This is a genomic window from Angustibacter sp. Root456 (assembly GCF_001426435.1).
In the GTDB taxonomy this organism is placed as follows: Bacteria; Actinomycetota; Actinomycetes; order Actinomycetales; family Angustibacteraceae; genus Angustibacter.
In genome coordinates, this window is record NZ_LMER01000016.1 from 156943 (window position 1) to 181528 (window position 24586).

The following is a 24586-nucleotide window of genomic DNA, read 5'->3' on the forward strand; positions in this document are numbered from 1 at the left end:
CACACCGAGACCCATCCGGACGCCGACCGGCTGCGAACCAGCCGCATGGCCACCCCCACGCGACCTCCCGTCCCGACCGCTGCCTTCGCCGGCTTGCTGGCGGGGGCCGTCACGATCGGCGTGGCCGAGCTGCTGGCCGCCGTCCTGGACGCCGTGGGGATCGGCTCCGGGCACGGCAGCCCGGTGCTCGCCGTCGGCGACGCGTTCGTCGACCGGACACCGGCGTGGCTCAAGGACTTCGCGATCAGCACGTTCGGCAGCCACGACAAGCAGGTGCTGCTCGCCAGCATCGGCGTGGTGCTCGCGGTGCTGGCGGTCGTGGCCGGCGTCCTCGCGCGGCGGCGGTGGACGGTTGGCGCGGCCCTCGTGCTGGTGCTCGGCGCTGTGGCCGCCGTCGCGGTCGTCACCCGGCCGTCGGCGTCCGCGCTCGACGTGCTGCCTACGGTGCTGGGCACGGCTGCCGGCATCGCGACGCTGCGCGCGCTGATGCTGCGCGCGCTCCCCACGGACGGTGCCGTCTCGCGGCGCGCGTTCCTGCAGGGAGCTGGTGCGGCCGGCGCCGTCGCGGTGGTCTCGGGCGTCGCTAGCCGCGCGGTCGGCGGGTCGTCGAAGAGCGCCGCCGCCTCGCGTGCGGCCGTGCGCCTTCCCGAACCCGTTGAGCGAGTGACGATCCCGTCGGGTGTGCAGCTGCCGGTCGACGGCATCACACCGTGGCGCACCGATCCGCAGAGCTTCTACCGGGTCGACACGGCGCTGAGCGTGCCGCAGGTGACGACGGGGGAGTGGTCGCTGCGCGTGCACGGGCTGGTCGACCGCGAGCTGACGTTGAGCTACGACGACCTGCTCTCCAAACCGTTGGTAGAGAGAGCGATCACGCTGACCTGCGTGTCGAACGAGGTTGGCGGGAAGCTCGCCGGCAACGCCGTGTGGCTCGGCTACCCGGTCGCCGATCTGCTCAAGGGCCTCGGCGTCGACGGCTGGGCCGACATGGTGCTCTCGACGTCGGTCGACGGCATGACCATCTCGACACCGCTCCATCACCTGACCGGTGACCGCGAGGCGCTGGTGGCTGTGGCGATGAACGGCGTGCCGCTGCCGCCCGAGCACGGCTTCCCGGCGCGGCTCGTGGTGCCCGGCCTCTACGGGTACGTCTCCGCGACCAAGTGGGTCACGGATCTGAAGGTCACCCGCTTCGCCGACGACGAGGCCTACTGGACGTCGCGCGGTTACGCCGCCAAGGCGCCGATCAAGGCGTCGTCGCGCATCGACGTGCCGCGCTCGTTCGCGCAGCTGAAGGCAGGACGCCAGCCCGTGGCCGGCGTCGCGTGGGCGCAGGGAACCGGCGTGCGCGAGGTGCAGGTGCGCGTCGACCAGGGGCCGTGGCATCAGGCGCGCCTGGCCGACGTCCCCACCGACACCACGTGGGTGCAGTGGGTCTACGAGTGGGACGCCACGCCCGGCAACCACACCATCGAGTGCCGGCTCATCGACTCCGACGGCACCCCGCAGATCGCCCAGCGCACGGGTGTGCGCCCCGACGGCAGCACGGGCCTGGACTCCAAGAACGTCACCGTCTCGTAGTCCGTCGGCGGTGGCCGGAAAAAACTTCGGAAGTTGACCAATCCACGAACCGATCCGCCCCGAAGACCCCGTGACCGCACAGACCGGGCCCTTCGGCTCGGCTCACCACCTCAAGGAGATCGCTGACATGAAGCCTCGTCTCGCCCTCGTCGTCGCCTTCGCCGGTGTCGCCCTCGCCGCCAGCGCCTGCGGCAGCAGCACGGACGACGCGGCCGCCGGCTCGTCCAGCTCGACCACGAGCTCGTCGAGCTCCTCGAGCATGGCCGACACCCCCACCACCGACGCGATGCCGGCGAACCTCGTCGGCCCGGGCTGCGCCGACTACGCCAAGGCCGTCCCGAGCGGCGCCGGTTCGGTCGAGGGCATGGCCCAGGACCCGGTGGCCACCGCAGCCTCCAACAACCCGCTCCTCACGACGCTCACGAAGGCCGTGTCGGGCAAGGTCAACCCCTCGGTCGACCTCGTCAACACGCTCAACAACGGCGAGTTCACGGTGTTCGCGCCCGTCGACGACGCGTTCAAGAAGCTCCCCGCCGGCACGATCGACACCCTCGCCAAGGAGAAGGGCGGCAAGACGCTCTCCTCGATCCTGACCTACCACGTGGTGGCCGGGCAGCTGTCGCCGAGCGAGGTCGTCGGCACCCACAAGACCGTCAACGGCGCCGAGCTCAAGGTGACCGGCTCGGGCGACAACCTGATGGTCAACGACGCCAACGTGATCTGCGGCGGCGTCAAGACCGCCAACGCCACCGTGTACCTCATCGACTCGGTGCTGATGCCGCCCGCGAAGTGACCCACCCAGTGCTGCACCAGGCCTGACGGGTCGACTCCTCCCAGGGCCCGTCACCACACCGCCTCCGTCGTCCGGCTCGCACGAGCCGGACGACGGAGGCGGTTCGTGGGTTTCGAGGCCCCGCACGGCCAGCCCGNGCACGGCCAGCCCGACGCCCTGACGCGACAGCCGTGGATGCAGCGGTTCTGGGGTGATCACCCCAGAACCGCTGCATCCACGGGCGTCACCACCAGCCGATTCGGCGACGGTGTGAGCCTCGTCGGCCCCGCGCTAGTCTCCGGCGGCGCGCGGTGCGGCGGTGGTCGTGGTCTGGACCCTCGGAACGTTGTTCGGAACCTCCGTCTGGATCACCGCTGCGGTGACGGTCACCTACCTCACGACCGCCTACGTCGCGGCCGGACTCCGCACGTGGGTCTCGTCGTCCGGCCTGCGACGTGCTCTCCCGCAGCCGCACTCGCGGGTCACCGTGCTGCTCGCGATCGTGCCCTTCCTCTTGGGATGCGTGGTGGCCGTGGTGGCGCTGGCGGGCAGCGGACTGGCGGCGACGTGGTTCGCCGTCCTGGCGACAGCGGCCACGGCGGGGGNCGGGCCGCTCATCGGCCTGGTCACCGCCGCCGCGATCCTGGCGTGGGAGGTGCGTGCGGTGCGGCGGTACGCCCCCGGGCTCAGCGAGCGCACGCTGGTGCGCACCACGTTGAGGAACGCGGGCTGGGTGCCGTGACCGCGCGACCCGCCCACGGCGCCGAGGCAGGGCCACCGACGTGACCGCGCCAGCGAGTGCGGGAGAAGGGACTCGAACCCTCACGCCCGAAGGCACAGGAACCTAAATCCTGCGTGGCTGCCAGTTACACCACTCCCGCGTGCGGGCCAGCCTACGAGACCGGCCGCTTCAGGGCTCAGACCTCGAGCGCCTTGCGCAGGGAAGCGACGTGGCCGGTGGCCTTGACGTTGTAGCGGGCGAGCTCGATGGTGCCGTCCTCGCCGACGACGACGGTCGAGCGGATGACGCCGGTCACGGTCTTGCCGTAGAGCTTCTTCTCGCCGTAGGCGCCCCACTCGGTCAGCACGGACTTGTCGGGGTCGGACAGCAACGGGTAGGTGAGCGCCTCCTGCTCGACGAACCTGGCGAGCTTGTCGGGGGAGTCGGGGCTGACGCCCAGCACCTCGTACCCGGCCTGCTGCAGGGGCGCCAGGCTGTCGCGGAAGTCGCAGGCCTCCTTCGTGCAGCCCGGCGTCATGGCCGCGGGGTAGAAGAAGACGATGACCTTGCGACCGCGCAGGTCGTGCAGGGCCACGTCGCGACCGGTGTGGTCGGTGAGCGTGAAGTCGGGCGCGGGCTGGCCGGGCGTGAGCTGGGGCACGGGGCACCTCTTGTCGGGTCGGGGAATCGCGCCAACCACGGTAGTCGTTGGATTACTGCGAACGGATCGCATTAGATTGACGAGGTCGCGACCGCGGCCAGACCTCCGAGCGATCGACACGGAAGGGTCCCGATGTCTTCGACGGGTACCAGCACCACCCAGACCGCCGAGACCGCTGCCGACGGCTCGGTGCGCGGTCACCTCAAGCTGACCCGGCCGGAGTGGCGCAGCCTCATCGCGATGGGCGGCTTCGTCGTCCTGCTGCACGTCGTGGGCTGGGGGACGCTGGGCGGCATCGTCGCGCCGCAGCACCTGTCAGCGGGTGGCCAGGCGTTCGGCCTGGGGCTCGGCGTGACGGCGTACGTGCTCGGCATGCGCCACGCGTTCGACGCCGACCACATCGCGGCGATCGACAACACGACGCGCAAGCTCATGGAGGACGGCAAGCGCCCGCTGTCGGTGGGCTTCTGGTTCTCCCTCGGCCACTCCTCCGTCGTGTTCGGCCTCGTGCTGCTGCTCTCGCTCGGCGTCCGCGCGCTCGCGGGCCAGGTCGAGGACGACGGCTCGACGCTGCAGCAGACCACCGGCCTCATCGGCACGGCGGTCTCCGGCGTCTTCCTGCTGCTCATCGGCGTCGTCAACCTCGTGGTGCTGCGCGGCATCGTGCGGGTCTTCCGCCAGATGCGCACGGGCGACTACGACGAGGCCGAGCTCGAGCACCACCTGAACAACCGCGGCCTGATCAACCGCATCCTGCGCGGCGTCACCAAGGCGGTGCGCAAGGGCTGGCACATGTACCCCGTGGGCCTGCTGTTCGGCCTCGGCTTCGACACCGCCACCGAGGTGAGCCTGCTCGTGCTCGCCGGTGGCGCGGCGGCGTTCAGCCTGCCTTGGTACGCGATCCTCACGCTGCCGGTGCTCTTCGCCGCCGGCATGAGCCTGCTCGACACCATCGACGGCTGCTTCATGAACTTCGCCTACGGCTGGGCCTTCTCGCGCCCGGTGCGCAAGGTCTACTACAACATCACGATCACCGGGCTCTCGGTGGCGGTGGCCCTGATCATCGGCGTCGTCGAGCTTTTGTCAATCCTCACCGAGAAGCTCGACATCACCACCGGCCCGCTCGCCGCCATCGGCAGCCTCGACCTCAACCACGTCGGCTACGCGATCGTCGCGCTGTTCGTGGTGACCTGGCTCGTGGCCCTCGCCGTGTGGCGGTACGGCCGCATCGAGCAGCGTTGGTCGGCGAGCGCTGACGGCGCGCAGTGAGAGCGTCGGGCGGGTAAGTTCGCAGGTGCCCACCGCCCGTCCGCGAGGCAGAGCAGGAGCCACCGTGAGCCAGACCGACCCCGCAGCGATCGAGTCCGAGATCGAGGCGACGCGCGCCCGCCTGGCCGGCACCGTCGACGAGCTGGCGGTGCGCCTGCACCCCAAGGAGATCGGCAAGCGCTCGGTGGCGGAGGCGAAGGGCAAGCTCTACGCCGCGACGCACACGCCGGACGGCGCCCTGCGGGTCGAGCGCATCGCCGCTGTGGCGGCCGCCGCCGTCGCCCTGGTCGGGCTGATCGTCGCCAACCGGCGGCGGGTCGCGCACCGGGGACGTCGGCACTGACCTTCGGGGGTGCCGGTAGCCTCGGCACGTGAGCCCGACCGATCCCGAGAGCCGCCTGCCGATCCGCATGCTGCACGACCGCGTGCTCGTGGCGGTCGACCCGGAGTCGGGTGAGCGGCGCAGCGGGGGCGGCATCCTGATCCCTGCGACGGCGGCCGTCGGCAAGCGGCTCGGGTGGGCCGAGGTCGTGGCCATCGGGCAGCACGTGCGCCAGGTGCAGACCGGCGACCGGGTGCTCTTCGACCCCGAGGAGAGCGCGGAGGTCGAGCTGCACGGCTCGCAGTACCAGCTGCTGCGCGAGCGCGACATCCACGCCGTCGCCGCCCCACGCGTCGACGACGGCCAGACCGGGCTGTACCTCTGAGCGCACCCGGCCGCAGCACCGGCCCGAGAGCGAACGCGCGGTACACCCCCCTCGCGGTCGACGGGCCGCTGCCGCTCGACATGGTGCGCGCCGTCCCGGCGATCCGTCGGGATCCGCTCGATTACCTCGAGCGGCTGGTGGGGCGCTACGGCGACCTCGTGGCGTTCCCGATGCCGCGCAGCGCCGTCCTGCTCGTCAACGACCCCGCGGGGGCCCGCCGGGTGCTGGTCGAGAACGCCCGGAACTACAGCAAGGCGACGATCCAGTACGGCGCGCTGTCGGCCGTGACCGGTGCCGGCCTGCTCACCGCCGACGGCGAGGAGTGGCGCCAGCGCCGGCGCATCGTGCAGCCGGCCTTCCACCACGCGAGCCTGGACGCCGTCGCCGAGCAGTCCGTGGCCGCCGGGGCGCGCGTGCTGGCCGGGTGGGCGGGCCAGCCGGACGGCAGCGTCGTCGACGTCGACGCCGCCTGCATGCGCGCCACGCTCGAGGTGGTGGGCCGCACGCTGTTCGACGCCGACCTGGCGGCCGACGGCGAGCGGGTCGTGGCGGCCGTGCACGACGCGCTCGAGGTGGTGGTGCAGCGGGCGCGCACGCCGCGGCCCGCGTGGCTCCCGCTGCCCTCGCGGCGCCGGCTGGCCCGCGCCGTCGCGACGCTCGACGAGACCTGCGCCCGGGTCGTCCGGGTGCGGCGCGCGCGCGGTCTCGGCCAGGACGACGACCTGCTGGGCCTGCTGCTGCGCTCGGCCGACGAGCACGGCGGGCTCACCGACCGGCAGGTGCGCGACGAGCTGGTCACGCTGGTGATCGCCGGCCACGAGACGGTGGCGTCGGCGATGGCCTGGACGCTGCAGCTGCTGGCCGAGCACCCCGACGTCCAGGCGCAGGTGCAGGCCGAGGTCGACGCGGTCGCGGGGGGCCGGGCGCTCGCCTGGTCGGACGTCCCGCGGCTGGTGCGCACCCGGCAGGTGGTCGACGAGTCGCTGCGCCTGTTCCCCCCGGCGTGGGTCGTCACCCGCCGGGCGCGGGAGGCCGACGTCGTCGCGGGTGTCGCGGTGCCGGCCGGCACCCTGGTGATCCTCAGTCCGTGGCTGCTGCACCGACGTCCGCAGGCGTGGCCGGATCCTCTGCGTTTCGACCCCGACCGCTTCGCCACCCCCCGAGACAGCGCCCCCCGGGGCGACTACCTGCCGTTCGGCGCCGGCCCGCGGCTGTGCATCGGGCGCGACTTCGCGCTCGTCGAGTCGGTGCTCGCGCTCGCGACGGTGCTGGCCGGCGTCCGGGTCGAGCCGGCCGAAGCGGCGGCGCGGCCGCGCGTCGACGCCCTGGTGACGCTGCGGCCGCACGGTGGACTGCCCCTCAGGCTGGTGCACCGTGCGGGCCACGGGGTTCCCCCGCTCGGGTGAGTGTCGCGTGCCGTGCTGCATCGATCACCCCGGACGCCCGATGATGTGGGTGCCGCACCCGCCAGCCCACCTGTGAAGAGGGAACCCACCCGATGATCGCCCCGTCGCACGCTGATCCGGCGTGGGCGCCGCGGCCGGCGCTGGCCCTCGGGGTCCGCGTGGGGCAGTACGGCGTCCCGCTGATCGCCGGGACGGCCGCGACGTGGACCCTCGCGCCGGTGCTCGCCGGCCGCCTGCCGGTCGTGGCAGCCAGCGGGCTGGCCGTGCTGGCTGCCGTCGTGGTGAGCCTGGTCGTGTCGCGGTTGACCATGCGGCTGGCCCCGCTCGCGGTGATGCTGCAGATGACGATGATCTTCCCCGACCACGCGCCGAGCCGGCTGAAGGTGGCCCGCCGCTCGACGAGCGCCGACGAGATCCGCCGCCAGCTGCTGAGCGACGCGCCCGACGAGCAGGAGGCCGCGGTCACGATGCTCGCGCTCGTGACCGCCCTCGGCCAGCACGACCGGCACACGCGCGGTCACAGTGAACGGGTGCGGCTGTTCTGCGACCTGCTCGCCCGCGAGCTCGGGCTGTCCGAGGCGGACGCCGGCCGGTTGCGGTGGGCGGCCCTGATCCACGACATCGGCAAGCTCGAGATCAGCGCGACCGTCCTCAACAAGCCCGGACGCCTCGACGCGAGCGAGTGGTCGCTGGTGCGGATGCACCCGCAGGCCGGTGCGCGGCTGGCCCGGCCGCTGGCCGTCTGGCTGGGGCCGTGGTTCGCCGGCATCGTCGAGCACCACGAGCGCTACGACGGCGGTGGCTACCCGCAGGGGCTCGCCGGTTCGCAGATCTCGCTCGCGGGGCGTGCGGTGGCCGTGGTCGACGCGTTCGAGACCATGACGGCCGCGCGGTCGTACCGGGCGGCCGTCACCGCCGTCGCGGCGCGGGCCGAGCTCACGCGCTGCGCGGGCTCGCACTTCGACCCCGCGGTGGTGCGCGCCTTCCTGTCGATCGCCCTGCCGCGGCTGCTGTGGTCGGTGGGCCCGCTCGCCTTCTGCCTCAACGTCCCGTTCCTGCGGTGGATCGGCGACGGGGGAGTGCGGTTCGCCCAGGCCGCCTCGACCACCGCGACGACCGCCGCCAACGCGGCGGGCGTGACGGCTGCGGTCGTCGCCACGGGCGCGCTGCCGTCGGCGGCAACCCCCGTGCCACCGGCCCCGCCTGTTCAGCGGCCGGCTGCCGTGACCGTCTCAGACCACGCGGGCGGCGGGGCGAGCGAGCGCGTCGGGACGGGCAGCGTGCCGACGGGGGAGCCGACGTCCGGTGCGACGTCCGCACCGACGTCCGCACCGACGTCCGCACCGACGTCCGCGCCGACGCCCGCGCCGACGGGCCGCCCGAGGTCGGGGCCGGCCGATGCGTCGACCTCCCGGCCGACACGAGCCTCGAAGCAGGGGCACGCCGCAGCGACCCCGCAGGGGCCTGCGGCCGGGCACGGTCGGCCGGAGCAGCAGCCGACCCCGCCGGGGCGCGGGCCCGGCCAGAGCACCGGCCAGAGCACCGGCCAGAGCACCGGCCAGAGCACCGGCCAGAGCACGGCCGAGCCCGCGAGCACCGGCCAGCCGACGTCGGCCCCCGGACCGGGTCGTCACGCGTCGCCCGAGGCGACACCGCCGTCGGTCGGCGACGGCCGCCACTGACTTCGCACGGTGGTCGGTCCACGGGCGCCCGAGGCTGAGCGGTGGCGGCTCGCGGGGGGTCGTGACTTACTCGACGTCATGACGACGGACACCTTCAAGGACCTGGCCGCGGTGGTGCTCGTCGACCGAGCGCTCGACGACGTGCTCCGTGAGATCGCCTCGATCGCCAACCGGGCGCTCGCGGGGGCGGAGGCGTCGTCGATCACGCTCGTGCGCGGCGACCGCGCCTGGACGGCGGCCCACACCGACCAGCTCGCCCTGGACGCCGACGAGCTGCAGTACGAGGGCGGCCACGGCCCGTGCATGGACGCCGGACGCACGGGCCTCACCATGCACGTCCCCGACCTGCGCGCCGACGACCGGTGGCCGACGTACGCGCCCCGCGCCGTCGAGCGGGGGGTGCTCAGCTCGCTGTCGGTGCCGTTGCCCTTCCAGGGCCGCACCATCGGCGCGCTCAACAACTACGCGAGCTCGGCGGGCGCCTTCACGGACGACGACATGCGGGCCGCTGACCACATCACCAGCTACATCGGCACCGCGGTGATGAACGCCGACGCGCACGCGGGCGCGACCGCGGGAGCGGAGCAGATGCGGGCGGCCCTGGACTCGCGCAAGGTGATCGACATGGCCCTCGGCGTCCTGGTCGCCCGGCACCACTGCACGGCGGACGAGGCGTTCGCCCTGCTGTCGAAGGCGTCGCAGAACCACAACCGCAAGCTGCGCGACCTGGCCGCCGCGCTGGTGGAGTCGGAGGGGCGCGAGCCGGCGACCTGACGCCAGAACGACTCAGCGGCTCCGTCCCGAGGGACGAAGCCGCTGGTTCTCACGCTGAGGGTGGTGCGCCATCAGGGACTCGAACCCCGAACCCGCTGATTAAGAGTCAGCTGCTCTGCCAATTGAGCTAATGGCGCGAACGCTGGATGAGGTTATCAGCCCCAGCGGGCGCACACGAAATCGGCCGTCAGGGCTGCTCCCACCACGCCTGCTCGGGCGCTCCCTCGGCGTCGAGGATCTCCTTGCTGTGCGGCCCGTCGGGCGCGGTGAGGTCCATGATCAGCGAGAGGGGCACGTGCTCCTCGAGCAGCTCCTTGGTCTGCTCGGCGGCCTCGGCGTCGGTCGTGCTCGTCGTGCCGTTGGTGACGTCGTCCGGCTGGTCGACGGTGTCGTGGCTGTCCTGCATGGCTGCTCCCCTGTGCCGTGGGGTCCGGGCGAGCCGGACCATCACCCCCGTATCGGCACATCTTGCCCCGGCCTTGACCCGATCGCCGGGCGACGCGCGGCGGGACTCGCCGAGGGACCTTCGCCCCTGACCTGGGCGGGAGGGCCGACCTAGCGTCAGCAGCACGGCGCTGGTGTACGAGGGAGGCGCGAGGTGTCGATGCACGTGCTGGTCGCCTACGCCAGCCAGCGGGGCTCGACGGCGGAGATCGCCGAGCACCTCGCGGCTCGCCTGCGCGAGCACGGAATGGAGTGCACGGTGCGCGGCGTCGATCACGACCCGCGCCCGGAGTCCTTCGACGCCGTGGTGCTGGGCAGCGCCGTGCAAGGTGCCGCGCTGCTGCCGGAGGCGGTCGCGTACGCCCGGCGCAACGAGCGTGCGCTCACGAGTCGCCCGCTGTGGCTGTTCAGCGTCGGTCTGCAGCCGTCGGCCGGCCACCACCGGCGTGCGTTCGCCCGGCTCATCGCGAGCTCGCCGCCGCAGGACGTGCCGCAGCTGCGCCTGGCCCTGCACCCGCTCGACTACCACGCGTTCGCCGGCGTGCTGCGGGCGCACGAGACGCCACCGGCGCAGCGCTGGCTCTACCGCCTGCTCGGCGGCCAGTTCGGGGACTTCCGCGACTGGCACCAGATCGACGCGTGGGCCGAGGGCATCGCCGCCCGGCTGGCGACCGGCACCCTGACGGGCAGCTGACGAGACCGACGAGACGAGAACCAGAGACCGAGGAAGGTAGCCATGGGCGAGGACCGCTGGTGGGACCACATGGACGACATGATGGACGGCCGGCACATGGGCGGTGCGTCGTGGTGGCCGCTGTGGTGGGTGCTGCTGATGCTCGTCGTCGTCGCGGTGGTGGCGCTCGTCGTGCTCAGCACCCGCCCACGGACGACGCCCCCGGCGGCCCCGCCCGTGCCGCCGACCGCCCACGGCTCGCCGACGACCGACCCGGCGGAGGCGCTCCTGCGCGAGCGGTTCGCGCGCGGCGAGATCGACCAGGCGGAGTACGACGAACGCCTGGCGCGACTGCGGGTCAGCCGTTGACGGGGGCACCGGAGGGCGGTGGCTCGGGCGCGGCGCCGGCCGACCTCACACCGCTGCCCGACCTCGTGCACGGCCGGGGCCGGGCCGGCCCGGTGCGCGACCGGCGTCCGGTGTACGTCGACCTGCTGCCACCGTGCAACGCCGGGTGCCCCGCCGGGGAGAACATCCAGTCCTGGCTGGCGCACGTCAGTGCAGGGCGTCACGAGCAGGCGTGGCGAGCGCTCGTGGCTGACAACCCGTTGCCGGCGGTGCACGGCCGCGCCTGCTACCACCCGTGCGAGAACGTCTGCAACCGAGCGCGGCTCGACAGCTCGGTGTCGATCCACTCCGTCGAGCGCTTTCTGGGGGACCTCGCACTCGAGCGCGGCTGGGCGTTCGACCCGCCACCCGACCGCTCGGGCCGTCGCGTCCTCGTCGTCGGGGCCGGCCCGAGCGGCCTGTCCGCCGCCTACCACCTGGCGCGCAGGGGGCATGACGTCGAGGTCCGCGACGTCGGTGCCGCCCCCGGAGGCATGATGCGCTACGGCATCCCGGCCTACCGCCTCCCGCGAGACGTGCTGGACGCCGAGATCGCGCGGATCGCGGGCCTGGGCGTGCGCTTCACCACGGAGCACCGGGTCGAGGATCTCGCCGCCGAGCGCGCGGCCGGTGGTTTCGACGCCGTCTTCGTCGCGGTCGGGGCCCACCTGGCCAAGCGGGTCGACATCCCCGCGGGTGACGCGGGGCACATCATCGACGCCGTCTCCTTCCTGCGCAGCGTCTCGGAGGGGGAGCGGCCGGTGATCGGCCGGCGCGTCGCGGTCTACGGCGGCGGCAACACCGCGATGGACGCCGCCCGGGTGGCTCGGCGCCTGGGCGCCCAGGATGCCGTCGTCGTCTACCGGCGCACCCGCGCGCAGATGCCGGCCCACGAGGACGAGGCGGCGGACGCGGAGCAGGAGGGTGTGCGCCTGAACTGGTTGCGCACCATCACGGCCTTCGAGGGTCCGCAGCTGCAGGTAGAGGTCATGGAGCTCGACGACACGGGCTTCCCGCAGCCCACGGGTCGGTTCGAGACGCTGTCGGCTGACACCGTGATCCTGGCGCTGGGCCAGGAGACCGAGTCGGCGTTCATGGCGGCCCTGCCCGGCGTCGAGTTCGAGCGCGACGGCTCGGTGCGCGTGTCGGCGACCATGATGACGGGCTTTCCGGGCGTGTTCGCCGGGGGTGACATGGTGCCCAGTGAGCGCACGGTCACGGTGGGGGTGGGCCACGGCAAGAAGGCGGCCCAGCAGATCGACGCCTGGTTGCGGTCGACGTCGTCCGAGGAGCCGGTGAAGCACCCTGAGGTGGGCTTCGACGACCTGCACCTGTGGTACTTCGGCGACGCCGCCCGACGTGCCCAGCCCGAGGTGGCGCCGCAGCAGCGCGTCAGCGACTTCGCCGAGGTCGTCGGGGGCCTCGATGGGCCGAGTGCGACGTTCGAAGCGGGCCGCTGCCTGTCGTGCGGCAACTGCTTCGAGTGCGACGGCTGCTTGGGCGCCTGCCCGGAGGACGCCGTCATCAAGCTGGGCGCCGGCCACCGCTACCGCTTCGACTACGACCGCTGCACCGGCTGTGCGACCTGCTACGAGCAGTGCCCGGTGCACGCGATCGACATGCGGGCGGAGCCGACGTGACGCGCGCGACGATCGACGGCAACGAGGCTGCCGTGTCGGTGGCCTACCGGCTGAGCGAGCTGTGCTGCATCTACCCGATCACGCCGTCGTCCGCGATGGCTGAGCTCGCGGACGAGTGGTCGAGCCGCGGGCGGCCGAACGTCTTCGGCTCCGTGCCCGGCGTCGTCGAGATGCAGAGCGAGGGGGGTGCGGCGGGAGCCCTGCACGGTGCGTTGCAGAGCGGCGCGCTGGCCACGACGTTCACGGCGTCGCAGGGCCTGCTGCTGATGGTGCCCAACATGTACAAGATCGCCGGCGAGCTGACCTGCGCCGTCATCCACGTTGCGGCGCGGTCGATCGCGGCGCAGGGTCTGTCGATCTTCGGGGATCACTCGGACGTCATGGCGGTGCGGCAGACGGGGTTCGCCCTGCTGTCGGCGGCGTCGGTGCAGGAGGCGCACGACCTCGCGCTGGTGGCTCACGCCGCGACACTGCGCACCCGGGTGCCGTTCGTGCACTTCTTCGACGGCTTTCGCACCTCGCACGAGCTCAACACGATCGACCTGCTCACGGACGACGATCTGCGGGCGCTCGTCCCCGAGGAGCTCGTGCGGGCGCACCGTGAACGCGCGCTGTCGCCGGAGCGGCCGTTCATCCGCGGCACGGCACAGAACCCGGACGTGTACTTCCAGGCTCGCGAGACCGTGAACCCGTTCTACGCCAGGGTTCCTGAGGTGGTCGAGCAGGTGCTGGGCGAGCTGGCCGAGCGCACCGGCCGGCCCATGCACCTGGTGGAGTACCACGGGCACCCGGACGCCGAGCGTGTGGTGGTCGTGATGGGCTCGGCGGCGCAGACGGTGGCCGAGACGGTGCGGGTGCTGGCCGAGGCGGGGGAGCGGGTCGGCATGCTGCACGTGCGGCTCTACCGACCGTTCCCGGCCGCGGCGCTGGTGAGCGCGCTGCCGCCGTCCGTGCGCCGGGTGGCCGTGCTCGACCGCACCAAGGAGCCGGGCTCGGTGGGTGAACCCCTGTTCCTGGACGTCGTCAGCGCGCTGTCGGACGCCGTGGCCGATGGTGACATCGCCGCGACTCCGACGGTCATCGGAGGGCGGTACGGCCTGTCGTCCAAGGAGTTCACGCCCGCGATGGTGGTGGCCGTCCTCGCCGAGCTGGAGCGGCCCCGGCCGCGCAAGCGGTTCACCATCGGCATCGACGACGACGTGTCGGGGACGAGCCTCGAGTACGGCGGTGATTTCGACATCGAGCCTCCTGACACGGTGAGCGCCGTGTTCTTCGGCCTGGGCTCGGACGGCACGGTCGGGGCGAACAAGAACACCATCAAGATCCTGGGTTCGCGGCCCGGCCTGTTCGCGCAGGGGTACTTCGTCTACGACTCCAAGAAGTCGGGGTCGCAGACGGTGTCGCACCTGCGGTTCGGCACTCGACCGATCCGGGCGCCGTACCTCGTGACCCGTGCTGGGTTCGTGGGCTGCCACCAGATGCGCCAGCTCGAGCAGGTCGACGTGCTGGGCCGTGCTGCCCACGGAGCACGTCTGCTGCTGAACACCTCGCGCGCCCCCGACGCGGTGTGGGACGCGCTGCCGCGTCCGGTGCAGCAGCAGGTGATCGACAAGGGCATCGAGGTCTACGCCCTGGACGCCGCCGGCATCGCCCGCGAGGTGGGGATGGCCGGTCGCGTCAACGTCGTGCTCCAGACCTGCTTCTTCGCCATCACCGGTGTGCTGCCGCAGGAGGAAGCCGTCGCGCAGGTCAAGGCGTCGATCAGCAAGACCTACGGCAAGAGGGGCGCCGACGTGGTGCGGCGCAACGACTCCGCCGTCGATCTCGCGCTGCAGAGACTGCATCGGGTCGAGGTGCCCACTGGTGTCGCCTCGGGTCGTGAGCTGCCACCGGTGGTGCCGGACGACGCTCCGGAGTTCGTCCGCACCGTGACGGCCGAGATGATGGCCGGGCGAGGTGATGACCTGCCGGTCAGCCGGCTCCCCGTCGACGGCACCTACCCGAGCGGCACTGCTGCCTACGAGAAGCGCAACGTCTCCGACCTCGTGGCGGTGTGGGACGCCGACAGCTGCATCCAGTGCGGCAACTGCTCGTTCGTCTGCCCGCACAGCGTGATCCGCTCGCGGATCTACCCCGGCGCGCAGCTGGACGACGCACCGGACGGCTTCGCTTCCGCGCCGCTGTCGGCGGTCGGCCTGCCCGACACCCGCTACACGTTGCAGGTGTACGTCGAGGACTGCACCGGATGCGGCTTGTGCGTCGAGGCGTGCCCGGTCGTGACTCCCGACCACCCCGTGGTCAAGGCCATCAACCTGGCGCCGCGGGAGCCGGTCGTCGCCCGAGAGCGCGAGAACATCGCGTTCTTCGAGACGCTGCCCGCCGCTGACCGCTCGCGCGTCGACTTCGGCACCGTGCGCGGCACCCAGTTCCTCGAGCCGCTGTTCGAGTTCTCCGGCGCTTGCGCTGGGTGCGGTGAGACGCCGTACCTCAAGGTGCTCTCGCAGCTGTTCGGCGACCGGCTGATGATCGCCAACGCCACCGGTTGCTCGTCGATCTACGGTGGCAACCTGCCGACGACGCCGTGGACCGTCGACGCCGACGGGCGCGGGCCGGCGTGGTCGAACTCGCTGTTCGAGGACAACGCCGAGTTCGGGCTGGGCTTCCGGCTCGCCGTCGACCAGCACACGCGGCTGGCGCGAGGGCTCGTGGCGCGCTTGCGCGGCCGCATCGACGACCGCCTCGTCGACGAGCTGCTGAACGCACCTCAGGTGCGCGAGTCCGAGTTCCGTGCCCAGCGCCTGCGGGTGGCCGAGCTCGAGCGACGGCTCGGCGAGCTCGAGGGGCCGGAGGTCGACGACCTGCGCAGCGTGCTCGATCACCTGGTGCGGCGCAGTGTGTGGATCGTCGGGGGTGACGGCTGGGCCTACGACATCGGGTCCGGCGGCCTCGACCACGTGCTGGCGAGCGGGCGCGACGTCAACGTGCTGGTGCTCGACACCGAGGTGTACTCCAACACCGGCGGGCAGATGTCGAAGGCGACGCCGCTCGGTGCCGCGGCCAAGTTCGCGACGGCCGGCAAGACGGTGCCGAAGAAGGATCTCGCGATGCAGGCGATCGCCTACGGCAACGTCTACGTCGCCCGCGTCGCGATGGGTGCCGATCCCCAGCAGACGCTCACGGCGCTGCGCGAGGCGGAGGCGTACGACGGTCCGTCGCTCGTGATCGCCTACAGCCACTGCATCGCCCACGGGATCGAGATGCGCACGGGCCTCGACCAGCAGTACCGAGCGGTCGCGAGCGGGTACTGGCCGCTCGTGCGCTACGACCCGGTGGCGCGGTCGGTCGGGCGCAACCCGTTCCTGCTCGACTCCCCGCGGCCGCGACTGGCGTTCCGCGACTACGCCGAGCGCGAGCTGCGGTACCGGGCGGTCGGCGACGCCGACCCGCCTGAGGGTGACCGTCTGCTCGAGCTGGCGCAGGAGTCCGTCGACCGGCGGTGGGACGCCTACGAGCAGCTGGCGACCCAGGGGCCGCAGCACTTCGCGGCCGACGGCAGGAGGCGTACCTGATGGACCTCACCACGACCTACCTCGGGCTGGAGCTTCGAAACCCGCTCGTCGCCTCACCCTCACCGCTCTCGCGCACGGTCGACGGTGTGCGTCGGCTCGCGGGCGCAGGTGTCGGCGCGGTGGTGCTGCACTCGTTGTTCGAGGAGCAGGTGCGCCGTCGGGCCGCGCAGGACGGTGTGCTGGCTGACGCGGGAGCCGACAGCTTCGCCGAGGCACTCTCGTACTTCCCGTCCACCACGGACGACGAGACCGGACCGCGCCGCTACCTCAGCCTCCTCGAGCGGGCGGTGGCAGCGGTCGACGTCCCGGTGATGGCGAGCCTCAACGGCGCCACGCCGGGGGGTTGGGAGGGCTACGCCCGCGCCATGCAGGACGCCGGAGCCGCGGCGATCGAGCTGAACGTGTACTACCTGCCGGGTGAGCCGACTGTCTCGGGCCGCGACGTCGAGCAACGCCACCTCGACGCCCTGGCGCGGGTGCGCGCGGTGGTCAGCGTGCCGGTCGCCGTCAAGATCGCGCCGCACTTCAGCTCGATGGGGGAGATGGCGACCAGGCTGGACGCGGCGGGCGCCGACGGCCTGGTGCTGTTCAACCGCTGGCTGCAGCCGGACATCGACCCCGAGACGCTGCGCGTGACGTCCGGTGTCGGCCTGTCGTCGCCGGCCGACGGCCGGCTGGTGCGCACGTGGGTCGCCTTGCTGCGCGGCCGGGTGCGGGCGTCGCTCGCGGCGACGAGCGGAGTCGAGACCGGCGATGACGTCGCCCGGCACCTCCTGGCGGGAGCTGACGTGGTCATGACGACGTCAGCCTTGCTGCGTCACGGGCCCAGCTACGCAGCGGTGCTCCTCGAGGATCTCTCGCAGTGGCTGCGGCGCAAGGGTCTTGCGACGGTCGACGACTGTCGCGGTCTGCTCTCGGTGCCCATGACCGCTGATGCCTCGGCGTTCGAGCGCGCGGCCTACGTCACCGACCTGCTCGACGCCGACCTCAGCCGGTGGTGACGGACGAGCGTCAGCGCTGCACCAGCCCCAGCTCGCGGGCGATGACGACGGCTTCGCGCCGTCCGGCCACGCCGAGCTTGCGGTACAACGACTTCAGGTGCGACTTCACCGTGTTGACCGACACGTACTGCTCGTCGGCGATCTCGGCGTTCGTCATCATGGTCGGCAGCAGGCGCAGGGTGCTCAGCTCGCGCTCGGTGAGGGGCGGCAGGTCCGACCGGGAAGCGGCTGTCTGCTGCATCAGCTCGAGCAGGTGCCGCACGAAGTCCGGGTGGCGTCGAGGGGCGTCCTGGTCGGCCTGCAGCAGTGGCAACGCGTGCGAGCGCTGCAGCAGGAACGGGCGCGTCAGCCCCTCGTCGGCGGCCAGCTCGACCGCCTCGCGCACCGCCGCCCGCGCGTCAGCGGCGTCGCCCAAGGCCTCCCGCGCGACAGCAGTCAGCAGCCACAGGTCGACGGCCCGAGCCAGCTCGGCCGGAGGGTCGGCGTGCAGCGGGGCGAGGAGCTCGAGCGCCCGCACCGGCTCGCCGATGAGCAGCTCGGCGCGCGCCAGCACCGTGACCTCGTAGACGCTCGGCGGCCGGCCGCGCGAGGCGAGGCGGGCCACGACGAGGCCGGCGTCACCGCGGGCCACCGCGATCTCGGACTCGACGGCGTCGCACGCGTGCAGCAGGTACGCCGACGGCTGCCAGGTCGCCAACGTGGCCCGCAGCCGGGCCATCGTCGTCTCGGCTCCGGCCAGGTCCCCCTCCGAGACGCGCAACCGCGCGTCGGTGATGGCCAGCGCCGTCGCGATGAACCGGTTGGGCAGGGCGTGCAGGCAGGCGTGGGCCCGATCGAGGGTCTCCCGGCACGGGGTGCACTCGCTGCGTGAGAGCTGCACCATCGCCAGCGCCAGGTGGCCGCGCGCGGCCTGGGGCAGGTAGAGCCAGCCCGACTCCTCGGCGATCCGCAGAGCCTCCCGTCCGTGCTCCTCGCCCTGGCGCAGCCGGCCCTGGATCGCGGCGATGACGCCGAGCGCGCCGTGGATGTGGACGCTGCGCAGGGCGTTGGGCTCGGGGTCGGCAGCCAGGGCCGTGGCCACCGCGCCGAGCGTCGCCTCGGCCTGCGCGAGCTGGCCGCTCCACAGCTGCCCCATGCCGAGCACTGACCGCGCGGCGGTGCGGTAGGTGACGAGGGCAGGCACCGCTGCCGAGCCGAGCACCGCGAGCCGGGCGAGCGCGACGGGCGCCGTCGACAGCTGACGCTCCAGGTCGTCCTCGAGCCAGGCCGCTACGGTGTCGAGGACCAGCAGCAGCGCCTCGAGCACGACGCGCTCGTCGTGCGAGACCGCCGACAGCACCTCGCGGGCCTCGGCCAGGTGGTCCCGCACGCCTGCGGCGTCGTAGACGCTGTACGAGCCGAACGCGGCTGCCGCGGCGGCCCAGGGGTCGCGGGTGCGCAGCTCGGGAGGAAGGCCGCCGACGGTACCCGCCAAGGCCGTGCGGCTGACGTCGAACGCCAGCGCCCCCGCGCTCGTGCAGGTCAGCACAGCCAGCTCGTGCCAGTCGCCGGCCGTGGCGAGCTGGCGAGCCGCCTGCAGGTCGTCGCCCTGCTCGCGCCACCAGGCGGCGGCGCAGCGGTGCAGCTCACGCTCTTGGCCGGGCGGCAGCGCCGCCAGCCGCTGCCGCAGCACGTCCACCAGCAGGTGGTGGTAGCGGTACCACTGCCGCTGCTCGTCCAGGGGCACCACGAACAGGCGCTCGCGGTGCAGGTGCTCCAGCACCGCGGCGGCGTCGTCGCGCCCGCTCAACGCGGCCGCCAGATCGGCGTCGAGCGGCGACGTCACGCTGGTGCGCACCATGAAGTCGAGGACGTCGGGCGCCAGCTGGTCGAGCACCTCGCGCGCGAAGTAGTCCGCGATCGGGCGGTGGTCGCCGGTGAGCCGCGCCAGGGCCGCGTCGAGATCCGGCTGGCCGTGCAGCAGCAGGGCGGCGAGCCGCAGACCCGCAGCCCACCCCTCGGTGCGCTCGAGCACCTGCAGCAGCTGGCCGTCGTCGAGGGGCACTCCCGAGCGCTCGAACAGCTCGGCCGCCTCGTCGAGGGTGAAGGCGAGGTCGGCGACGTCGATCTCGGTGACGGCATCGGCGAGCCGGAGCCGGAGCATCTGCAGGTCGGGCTCGGTGCGCGACGACACGACCAGGCGCAGGGGGCCGGGGCCGCGCCGGACGGCGTCCGAGAGGCTGCGGGCGCCGTCGGAGCCGTCGAGCACCTGGACGTCCTCGAGCAGGAGCACCACGGGGCTCGGCAGGTCGTCCCAGGCGTCCAGCAGCCGCGTGACGAAGCGCTCGTCCAGCACCGGCGTGGGCTGCAGGCGCGCCAGCACGCTGTCGAAAGGTGCCTGACCGCGCCGCTGCAACGCGGTCAGCACGCGAGCCCACAGGTGCATGGGATCGCGGTCGTCCGGCCCGAGAGTCACCCAGACGACCGGACTGCCGTGGGTCTGCGCCCACGAGGTCAGCAGCTGGGTCTTACCCGAGCCCGCGGGGGCGCTGACGACGACGAGCCCGCGAGCGAGCCCGGCCTCGATCCGTTCCTCCAGGCGGCGTCGGTGCAGCGTCGCCTGACTGGACGCCCCGCCGGGCACTCCACCCGCCGCAGGAGATGTCGCTGCAGCGCGCCCGCCCCGCTCGCGGGCGCGCTGCAGCGATCCCCGGCCCGCGCCCCCACCGGACGCGTCGCCCACCGGGCACCTCCGCATGCTCCCGGAACCGGACCCTCTGCCCTAGAGGGTTCGTCACCACCATGGTCCCCTGCTGTGGTGGTGTCCAGGGGCCTTTGCCCCGGGTGCCCCGGCGGTGGCCGGGCTCTGGTGTGGTCAGCATCGTGCGCGCCTCACCACGGCGCCAGGAGCACCGGATCGATCCGGCGCAGCCCCAGCAGCTCCAGGCCCGACCGCTCGGCCCGGCCGATGATGCGCAGCAGCGCCGCCTGGTTCGGCAGCACGCCCCGAAGGAACGTGCTGCCGTCGACCACGCGGGCGCTCATGCCCTCGAGCAACTCGAGCTGGGCGTCGTCCACCACGCCGTCCAGTCTCAGCTCGTACCACGCCTGTGCCATCGATCCTCCCCACGCTGGGTGCTCGATCAGAGTCACCCGCCCCGGCCCCGCGCGCCTCACCCGTCGCGGGTGGTATCGGACGCCTCCGGCCGTGACCTGGCTCACGACGTGCGATCGGCGTCCCGTGGCGTGGCCGGCGGGCCTACCGTGAGAGAGGGCCGGAAGCGGAGGCGCGCGATGCGTATCGACGGCAAGGTGTTCGTGGTCACCGGAGGCGGTTCGGGAATCGGCCGCGAGGTGGTGCTGCAGCTGCTGGGGCGGGGGGCGAGCGTGGCGGCGGTCGACCTGCGGGCGCCGTCGCTCGACCAGACCGCGAGCCTCGCGCACGCCGGCGGCCGGCTCACCCTGCACGCGCTCGACGTCACCGACCGAGCCGCGGTGCGGGCCATGACCGGTGACGTCGTCGCCGCCCACGGAGCCGTCGACGGGCTCCTCAACGTGGCCGGGATCATCCAGCACTTCGTGCCGCTGTCAGAGCTCGACGTCGGCGAGATCGAGCGCGTGATGGACGTGAACTTCTGGGGCGTCGTCCACACCACGCAGGCGGCGCTGCCGCACCTGCTCAGCCGCCCCGAGGCGTGCGTCGTCAATGTGTCGAGCATGGGGGCGTTCGCGCCGGTGCCGGGCCAGACGGCCTACGGGGCCAGCAAGGCCGCCGTCACGCTGCTCACCGAGGGCCTGTACGCCGAGCTGCGCGGCACGCCGGTGTCCGTGTCGGTGGTGTTCCCGGGCGCCGTCCGGACGGCGATCAGCGCGAACTCCGGGGTCACGGCACCGGGCGCGGGCGCCGGCGAGGGCTTCGCGATGACGTCGGCCCCGGACGCCGCCAAGCAGATCGTCGAGGCGGTGGCCAAGGGCCGCTTCCGCGTCGTGATCGGCAAGGACGCGCGGATGCTCGACTGGATGTCGCGGCTGTCGCCGCGGCGGGCCACCGAGATGATCGCGCGGCGGATGGCGTCCCTGGTGAAGGCCTGATCGCCGACCTGTTGACGGTCTGCGCCATCGTGGCAACGAGCGTCAGCGGGCTGACACTCGTTGCCACGATCACGCGTGGGGTGAGTGACGGGGCTCGAACCCGCGACATCCTGGACCACAACCAGGTGCTCTACCAGCTGAGCTACACCCACCATGCCCCGGCGGGCAGGCCCGCGGTGCGCGCACCATCGTAGCGGTTCGCGGCGAGTGCTCCGTACCCCTGGGCCGAGCGACCCGGACGTCAGTCGGTGACGGCGTCCGCGATCTTCTTGGCGGCGGCCGAGTCGGGCCCGGGCTCGGGAACGAACACCGCCTGGCGGTAGTACTTCAGCTCCTGGATCGACTCGCGGATGTCGGCCAGCGCGCGGTGTCCACCTTGCTTCTTCGGGGCGTTGAAGTACGCGCGGGGGTACCAGCGGCGGGCGAGCTCCTTCACCGACGACACGTCGATGATCCGGTAGTGCAGGTGCTCGTCGAGCTCGGGCATGTCGCGGGCGAGGAAGCCGCGGTCGGTGCCGACGCTGTTGCCGGCCAGCGGCGCCTTGCGGGGCTCGGGCACGTGCTCGCGCACGTACGCCATCACCTGCTCCTGCGCCTGCTCCATGGTGACGCCGTGGGGCAGCTCGTCGAGCAGCCCGCTGACGGTGTGCATCTCGCGGACGACGTCCGGCATCGTCTCCAGCGCCTCGGGCGAGCAGGCGATGACGACGTCGACGCCGTCGCCGAGCACCTGCAGCTCGGAGTCCGTGACGAGCACCGCCACCTCGATGAGCGCGTCGCGCTGCAGGTCGAGGCCGGTCATCTCGCAGTCGATCCACACGATGCGGTCCTGGGAGCCGTTCACCCGGCCAGCCTACGGGGGCGGGGGGCGGCGAGGTCGCGACGACCCGCTGACGACGGCCAGCGTCAGCGTGCCCAGGGCCAGCAGCGCCACGCCCACCAGGAGGACCGCGCCGCGCCACGAGCCGGTCAGCCACCACACCGTGCCACCGGCCAGCACGGTGGCGAACAGGCCCCAACCGAGCAGCTCGGGCGGGGGCGCCGTCCGCTGCACCGGCCGCCCGTGTCGCCCCACGGTCCGACGATACGACGCGGTGTCGCGCCGTCGTTCGCGGCGCGCTGGCCGCGACAGGTGCGGCCGGGCCTGGCTAGCCTCTGCGGGCATGAGCACCTCGACGCCCGGCTGGTCGACCGTCCCGTCCGCGGCGTCGGTCGTGCCGCCGTCCGCCGGACGCCGCACGGCCCGCTCGAGCATGGGACGCATCCTGCTCGTGACGCTCGCCGTGCTCGTGATGGCAGCCTGCCTGCTGCTGGTGCTCCTGCTCATCGGCACCGATACCGGCGTCACGGGCTTCGTGGCGGGCTTCGTGTTCGCGCTCGTGCCGGTGTGCATCGTGCTGCCCGCGCTGCTGTGGCTCGACCGGCTGGAGGCCGAACCCACCGGCCAGCTGCTCTTCGCCTTCGGGTGGGGAGCCGTCGTGGCGACGTTCATCGCCCTGATCATCAACTCGTACTCCCTCGCCGCGCTGACGCGCTACGGCGGCGACATCTCGACGGCCGCGGTGTTCGTCGCGCCGTGGGTCGAGGAGATCAGCAAGGGCCTGGCCGTCCTCATCATCCTGCTGTGGCGCCGACGGGAGTTCGACGGCATCGTCGACGGCATCGTGTACGCCGGGCTGGCCGGCCTGGGCTTCGCCTTCACCGAGAACGTGCTGTACCTCGGGCGCTCGCTGCAGGAGAACGGCACGGCCGGGCTCGCCGTCACGTTCGTGCTGCGCGGTGTGTTCGCGCCGTTCGCGCACCCGATGTTCACCATGGCCACGGGGATCGGGCTGGGCATCGCCTCGCGCACCCGGCGGGCTTGGGTGCGGCTCGTGGCGCCGGTGGTGGGCCTGCTGGTCGCCGTCGCGCTGCACAGCCTGTGGAACCTCAGCGCGGTGGCCGGCCTGCGCGGATTCATCGGCGTCTACGTGGTGGTGCAGATCCCGATCTTCGCGGCCGCCGTGGGCTTCGCGCTCTGGGCGCGACGCCGCGAGGCACGGCTGATCCGCCAGCACCTGCAGGTGTACGTGGCGAGCGGCTGGTTCACTCCCGGGGAGGTCGAGATGCTCGGCTCGCTGTCGGAGCGTCGGCGCGCACGCACCTGGGCGTTCACGGTGGGGGGCAGCCGGGGGCGCGCGTCGATGCGGGCGTTCCAGGCCGCGGCCACCGAGCTCGCCTTCGCCCGCGACCGGGCCACGCGCGCGGCGCTCAGCCAGGAGGCGCAGCAGATCGAGCGCAGCCTGCTCGCGCAGGTCACCGCGCACCGGTACGGCTTCGTCGGCGCGGCCGGCGTCGCGTAGGCGATCGGGCAGGCTCAGGCGCCGAGGTAGCGTCCTGGCCGGTGGTTCATGGCCAGCACGAGATTGAGCACCACTGCGCCGAGCGCGGACGACAGCACCGTGCCGGCCGGGGTCACGAGGGCGGACGCCGCCACGACGCAGCCGTCGAGCGCGAGCTGCACGTAGCCGGCGCGCCAGCCGCGGCGTTCCTGCGCGAGCAGGGCCACGACGTTGAACCCGCCCAGGCTCGAGCCGTGGCGGAACAGGATGAGGATCGCCAGGCCGAGCGCGAGGTTGCCGGCGACCACGCCGTACAGCGGTGCGACGCGGGTGACTGCGAGCAGCTGCGGGTGCAGCTGAGACAGCGCCGACACCAAGGCGACGGCGACCACCGAGCGCCCGGTGAACGCCCAGCCCTTGCGCCGCGCCGCGAGCAGCATGAACGGCACGGTGACGCCCACGAAGACGGCGCCGAAGGGCATCGGCAGCACGCGCGCGAGGGCGAGGCTCGCACCGGCGGTGCCACCGGTGACGGCGCCGCTGGCGCGCAGCAGCGCCAGCCCGAGAGACGCCAGGAGCACCCCGGTGAGCAGGCCGGCGACGTCGTCCACGCGCGAGTGCGGCGGGGCGGCGCTCACCGGCTGGCTGACCACCTCGTCATGGTGCGACCGACTCGGCAGACTGAGCAACTGTCGGTAATCTGGCTGAGCACTCTGCACGCAACAAGCCGGTGCCGGACTCAAAATGCTCAGTGCGGGCGCGCCCGGCAGGACTCGAACCTGCAACCGGCGGATTAGAAGGCCGCTGCTCTATCCGTTGAGCTACGGGCGCCTGGGCAGGCGGCGGAAGCGCTCCTGACCGTGCCCGATCCTACGGCGTGCCCACCCCCTTGATGTTGATCACGTTA

22 protein-coding genes and 4 tRNA genes are annotated in these 24586 nt (G+C 72.8%); 15 read left to right on the top strand and 11 right to left on the bottom strand.

Annotated features, from left to right (window positions below):
• Positions 1 to 45: 45 nt before the first annotated feature.
• On the top strand, positions 46 to 1581 hold the full coding sequence (locus tag ASD06_RS10670; protein ID WP_056676924.1) for a molybdopterin-dependent oxidoreductase: 1536 nt from the start codon (positions 46 to 48) through the stop codon (positions 1579 to 1581).
• Positions 1582 to 1708: 127 nt separating this feature from the next.
• Complete coding sequence (locus ASD06_RS10675; RefSeq protein WP_056677165.1) at positions 1709 to 2374, top strand: fasciclin domain-containing protein; 666 nt, start codon at positions 1709 to 1711, stop codon at positions 2372 to 2374.
• Positions 2375 to 3152: 778 nt separating this feature from the next.
• On the opposite strand, the gene ASD06_RS10685 is transcribed toward ASD06_RS10675, so the two are convergent.
• Together ASD06_RS10685 and bcp are read right to left on the bottom strand one after the other, a co-directional pair.
• Positions 3153 to 3234 (bottom strand) — tRNA-Leu (locus ASD06_RS10685).
• 36 nt (positions 3235 to 3270) lie between these two features.
• A complete protein-coding gene (gene bcp, locus ASD06_RS10690; RefSeq protein WP_056676930.1) occupies positions 3271 to 3735 on the bottom strand; it encodes a thioredoxin-dependent thiol peroxidase in 465 nt (154 codons plus the stop codon).
• Positions 3736 to 3975: 240 nt separating this feature from the next.
• Between bcp and ASD06_RS10695 the strand changes: the two genes are divergently transcribed.
• The 6 genes from ASD06_RS10695 (at position 3976) to ASD06_RS10720 (ending at position 9573) form a co-directional block, all read left to right on the top strand.
• On the top strand, positions 3976 to 5004 hold the full coding sequence (locus ASD06_RS10695) for a HoxN/HupN/NixA family nickel/cobalt transporter (protein WP_369853724.1): 1029 nt from the start codon (positions 3976 to 3978) through the stop codon (positions 5002 to 5004).
• Positions 5005 to 5068: 64 nt separating this feature from the next.
• Entirely contained in the window at positions 5069 to 5347 is a 279-nt protein-coding gene (locus ASD06_RS10700) for a DUF3618 domain-containing protein (protein ID WP_056676939.1), read from the top strand.
• 28 nt (positions 5348 to 5375) lie between these two features.
• On the top strand, positions 5376 to 5711 hold the full coding sequence (locus ASD06_RS10705) for a co-chaperone GroES (RefSeq protein ID WP_235502306.1): 336 nt from the start codon (positions 5376 to 5378) through the stop codon (positions 5709 to 5711).
• Between the two features lie 68 nt (positions 5712 to 5779).
• Positions 5780 to 7117 (top strand): cytochrome P450, encoded by a 1338-nt coding sequence (locus ASD06_RS10710; protein ID WP_255354495.1) that lies wholly within the window; start codon positions 5780 to 5782, stop codon positions 7115 to 7117.
• Positions 7118 to 7209: 92 nt separating this feature from the next.
• Positions 7210 to 8799: an HD-GYP domain-containing protein gene (locus ASD06_RS10715; RefSeq protein WP_056676945.1), complete on the top strand. Its 1590-nt coding sequence runs from the start codon at positions 7210 to 7212 to the stop codon at positions 8797 to 8799.
• Between the two features lie 78 nt (positions 8800 to 8877).
• Complete coding sequence (locus ASD06_RS10720; RefSeq protein ID WP_056676948.1) at positions 8878 to 9573, top strand: GAF and ANTAR domain-containing protein; 696 nt, start codon at positions 8878 to 8880, stop codon at positions 9571 to 9573.
• Between the two features lie 61 nt (positions 9574 to 9634).
• Here the strand turns inward: ASD06_RS10720 and ASD06_RS10725 are convergent.
• Together ASD06_RS10725 and ASD06_RS10730 are read right to left on the bottom strand one after the other, a co-directional pair.
• Positions 9635 to 9710: transfer RNA gene (locus tag ASD06_RS10725), tRNA-Lys, on the bottom strand.
• 50 nt (positions 9711 to 9760) lie between these two features.
• Positions 9761 to 9979, bottom strand: coding sequence for a hypothetical protein (locus tag ASD06_RS10730; protein ID WP_056676951.1), 219 nt, complete (start codon positions 9977 to 9979; stop codon positions 9761 to 9763).
• A gap of 198 nt (positions 9980 to 10177) precedes the next feature.
• On the opposite strand from ASD06_RS10730, the gene ASD06_RS10735 reads away from it, so the two are divergent.
• Genes ASD06_RS10735 through ASD06_RS10755 form a run of 5 tightly spaced genes read left to right on the top strand, consistent with a single transcriptional unit; the run spans position 10178 to position 17287 of the window.
• Complete coding sequence (locus ASD06_RS10735; RefSeq protein WP_235502311.1) at positions 10178 to 10711, top strand: flavodoxin domain-containing protein; 534 nt, start codon at positions 10178 to 10180, stop codon at positions 10709 to 10711.
• A 42-nt stretch (positions 10712 to 10753) separates the two neighbouring features.
• Complete coding sequence (locus ASD06_RS10740) at positions 10754 to 11059, top strand: SHOCT domain-containing protein (protein ID WP_056676957.1); 306 nt, start codon at positions 10754 to 10756, stop codon at positions 11057 to 11059.
• Positions 11056 to 12717 carry an NAD(P)-binding protein gene (locus ASD06_RS10745; protein WP_056676959.1) on the top strand — a complete coding sequence of 554 codons (1662 nt, stop codon included), beginning with the start codon at positions 11056 to 11058 and terminating at the stop codon, positions 12715 to 12717. Before ASD06_RS10740 ends, ASD06_RS10745 begins: the two co-directional genes overlap by 4 nt.
• A complete protein-coding gene (gene nifJ, locus ASD06_RS10750) occupies positions 12714 to 16286 on the top strand; it encodes a pyruvate:ferredoxin (flavodoxin) oxidoreductase (protein WP_056676962.1) in 3573 nt (1190 codons plus the stop codon). Before ASD06_RS10745 ends, nifJ begins: the two co-directional genes overlap by 4 nt.
• Positions 16286 to 17287: a dihydroorotate dehydrogenase-like protein gene (locus ASD06_RS10755; RefSeq protein WP_056676965.1), complete on the top strand. Its 1002-nt coding sequence runs from the start codon at positions 16286 to 16288 to the stop codon at positions 17285 to 17287. The genes nifJ and ASD06_RS10755 overlap by 1 nt, the downstream gene beginning before the upstream one ends.
• Positions 17288 to 17297: 10 nt before the next feature.
• On the opposite strand, the gene ASD06_RS10760 is transcribed toward ASD06_RS10755, so the two are convergent.
• On the bottom strand, positions 17298 to 20009 hold the full coding sequence (locus tag ASD06_RS10760) for a LuxR C-terminal-related transcriptional regulator (RefSeq protein ID WP_157371653.1): 2712 nt from the start codon (positions 20007 to 20009) through the stop codon (positions 17298 to 17300).
• Between the two features lie 149 nt (positions 20010 to 20158).
• Positions 20159 to 20383, bottom strand: coding sequence for a hypothetical protein (locus ASD06_RS10765; protein ID WP_056676970.1), 225 nt, complete (start codon positions 20381 to 20383; stop codon positions 20159 to 20161).
• 177 nt (positions 20384 to 20560) lie between these two features.
• Between ASD06_RS10765 and ASD06_RS10770 the strand changes: the two genes are divergently transcribed.
• On the top strand, positions 20561 to 21358 hold the full coding sequence (locus ASD06_RS10770; protein ID WP_056676973.1) for an SDR family oxidoreductase: 798 nt from the start codon (positions 20561 to 20563) through the stop codon (positions 21356 to 21358).
• A gap of 76 nt (positions 21359 to 21434) precedes the next feature.
• Here the strand turns inward: ASD06_RS10770 and ASD06_RS10775 are convergent.
• The 3 genes from ASD06_RS10775 to ASD06_RS18550 all read right to left on the bottom strand — a co-directional run bounded on the left by ASD06_RS10775 (position 21435) and on the right by ASD06_RS18550 (position 22433).
• Positions 21435 to 21510, bottom strand: a tRNA-His gene (locus ASD06_RS10775).
• An 89-nt stretch (positions 21511 to 21599) separates the two neighbouring features.
• Positions 21600 to 22202 (bottom strand): oligoribonuclease, encoded by a 603-nt coding sequence (gene orn / locus ASD06_RS10780; protein ID WP_200942048.1) that lies wholly within the window; start codon positions 22200 to 22202, stop codon positions 21600 to 21602.
• 9 nt (positions 22203 to 22211) lie between these two features.
• On the bottom strand, positions 22212 to 22433 hold the full coding sequence (locus ASD06_RS18550; protein ID WP_157371654.1) for a hypothetical protein: 222 nt from the start codon (positions 22431 to 22433) through the stop codon (positions 22212 to 22214).
• Between the two features lie 88 nt (positions 22434 to 22521).
• Here ASD06_RS18550 and ASD06_RS10790 point away from each other — a divergent pair, with 88 nt between their 5' ends.
• A complete protein-coding gene (locus ASD06_RS10790; RefSeq protein ID WP_082537934.1) occupies positions 22522 to 23700 on the top strand; it encodes a PrsW family intramembrane metalloprotease in 1179 nt (392 codons plus the stop codon).
• A 14-nt stretch (positions 23701 to 23714) separates the two neighbouring features.
• On the opposite strand, the gene ASD06_RS10795 is transcribed toward ASD06_RS10790, so the two are convergent.
• Positions 23715 to 24332: a YitT family protein gene (locus ASD06_RS10795; RefSeq protein ID WP_200942050.1), complete on the bottom strand. Its 618-nt coding sequence runs from the start codon at positions 24330 to 24332 to the stop codon at positions 23715 to 23717.
• Between the two features lie 105 nt (positions 24333 to 24437).
• Positions 24438 to 24510: transfer RNA gene (locus ASD06_RS10800), tRNA-Arg, on the bottom strand.
• Positions 24511 to 24586 lie beyond the last annotated feature (76 nt).

Bases quoted from the DNA above. Each gene is read 5' to 3' on its own strand.
- ASD06_RS10735 (WP_235502311.1), top strand. From the start codon at position 10,178: ATGCACGTGCTGGTCGCCTACGCCAGCCAGCGGGGCTCGACGGCGGAG.
- ASD06_RS10730 (WP_056676951.1), bottom strand. From the start codon at position 9,979: ATGCAGGACAGCCACGACACCGTCGACCAGCCGGACGACGTCACCAAC.
- ASD06_RS10715 (WP_056676945.1), top strand. From the start codon at position 7,210: ATGATCGCCCCGTCGCACGCTGATCCGGCGTGGGCGCCGCGGCCGGCG.
- ASD06_RS10695 (WP_369853724.1), top strand. From the start codon at position 3,976: ATGGGCGGCTTCGTCGTCCTGCTGCACGTCGTGGGCTGGGGGACGCTG.
- ASD06_RS10790 (WP_082537934.1), top strand. From the start codon at position 22,522: ATGAGCACCTCGACGCCCGGCTGGTCGACCGTCCCGTCCGCGGCGTCG.
- ASD06_RS10675 (WP_056677165.1), top strand. From the start codon at position 1,709: ATGAAGCCTCGTCTCGCCCTCGTCGTCGCCTTCGCCGGTGTCGCCCTC.
- ASD06_RS10720 (WP_056676948.1), top strand. From the start codon at position 8,878: ATGACGACGGACACCTTCAAGGACCTGGCCGCGGTGGTGCTCGTCGAC.
- ASD06_RS10765 (WP_056676970.1), bottom strand. From the start codon at position 20,383: ATGGCACAGGCGTGGTACGAGCTGAGACTGGACGGCGTGGTGGACGAC.
- ASD06_RS10670 (WP_056676924.1), top strand. From the start codon at position 46: ATGGCCACCCCCACGCGACCTCCCGTCCCGACCGCTGCCTTCGCCGGC.
- ASD06_RS10770 (WP_056676973.1), top strand. From the start codon at position 20,561: ATGCGTATCGACGGCAAGGTGTTCGTGGTCACCGGAGGCGGTTCGGGA.
- ASD06_RS10755 (WP_056676965.1), top strand. From the start codon at position 16,286: ATGGACCTCACCACGACCTACCTCGGGCTGGAGCTTCGAAACCCGCTC.
- ASD06_RS10740 (WP_056676957.1), top strand. From the start codon at position 10,754: ATGGGCGAGGACCGCTGGTGGGACCACATGGACGACATGATGGACGGC.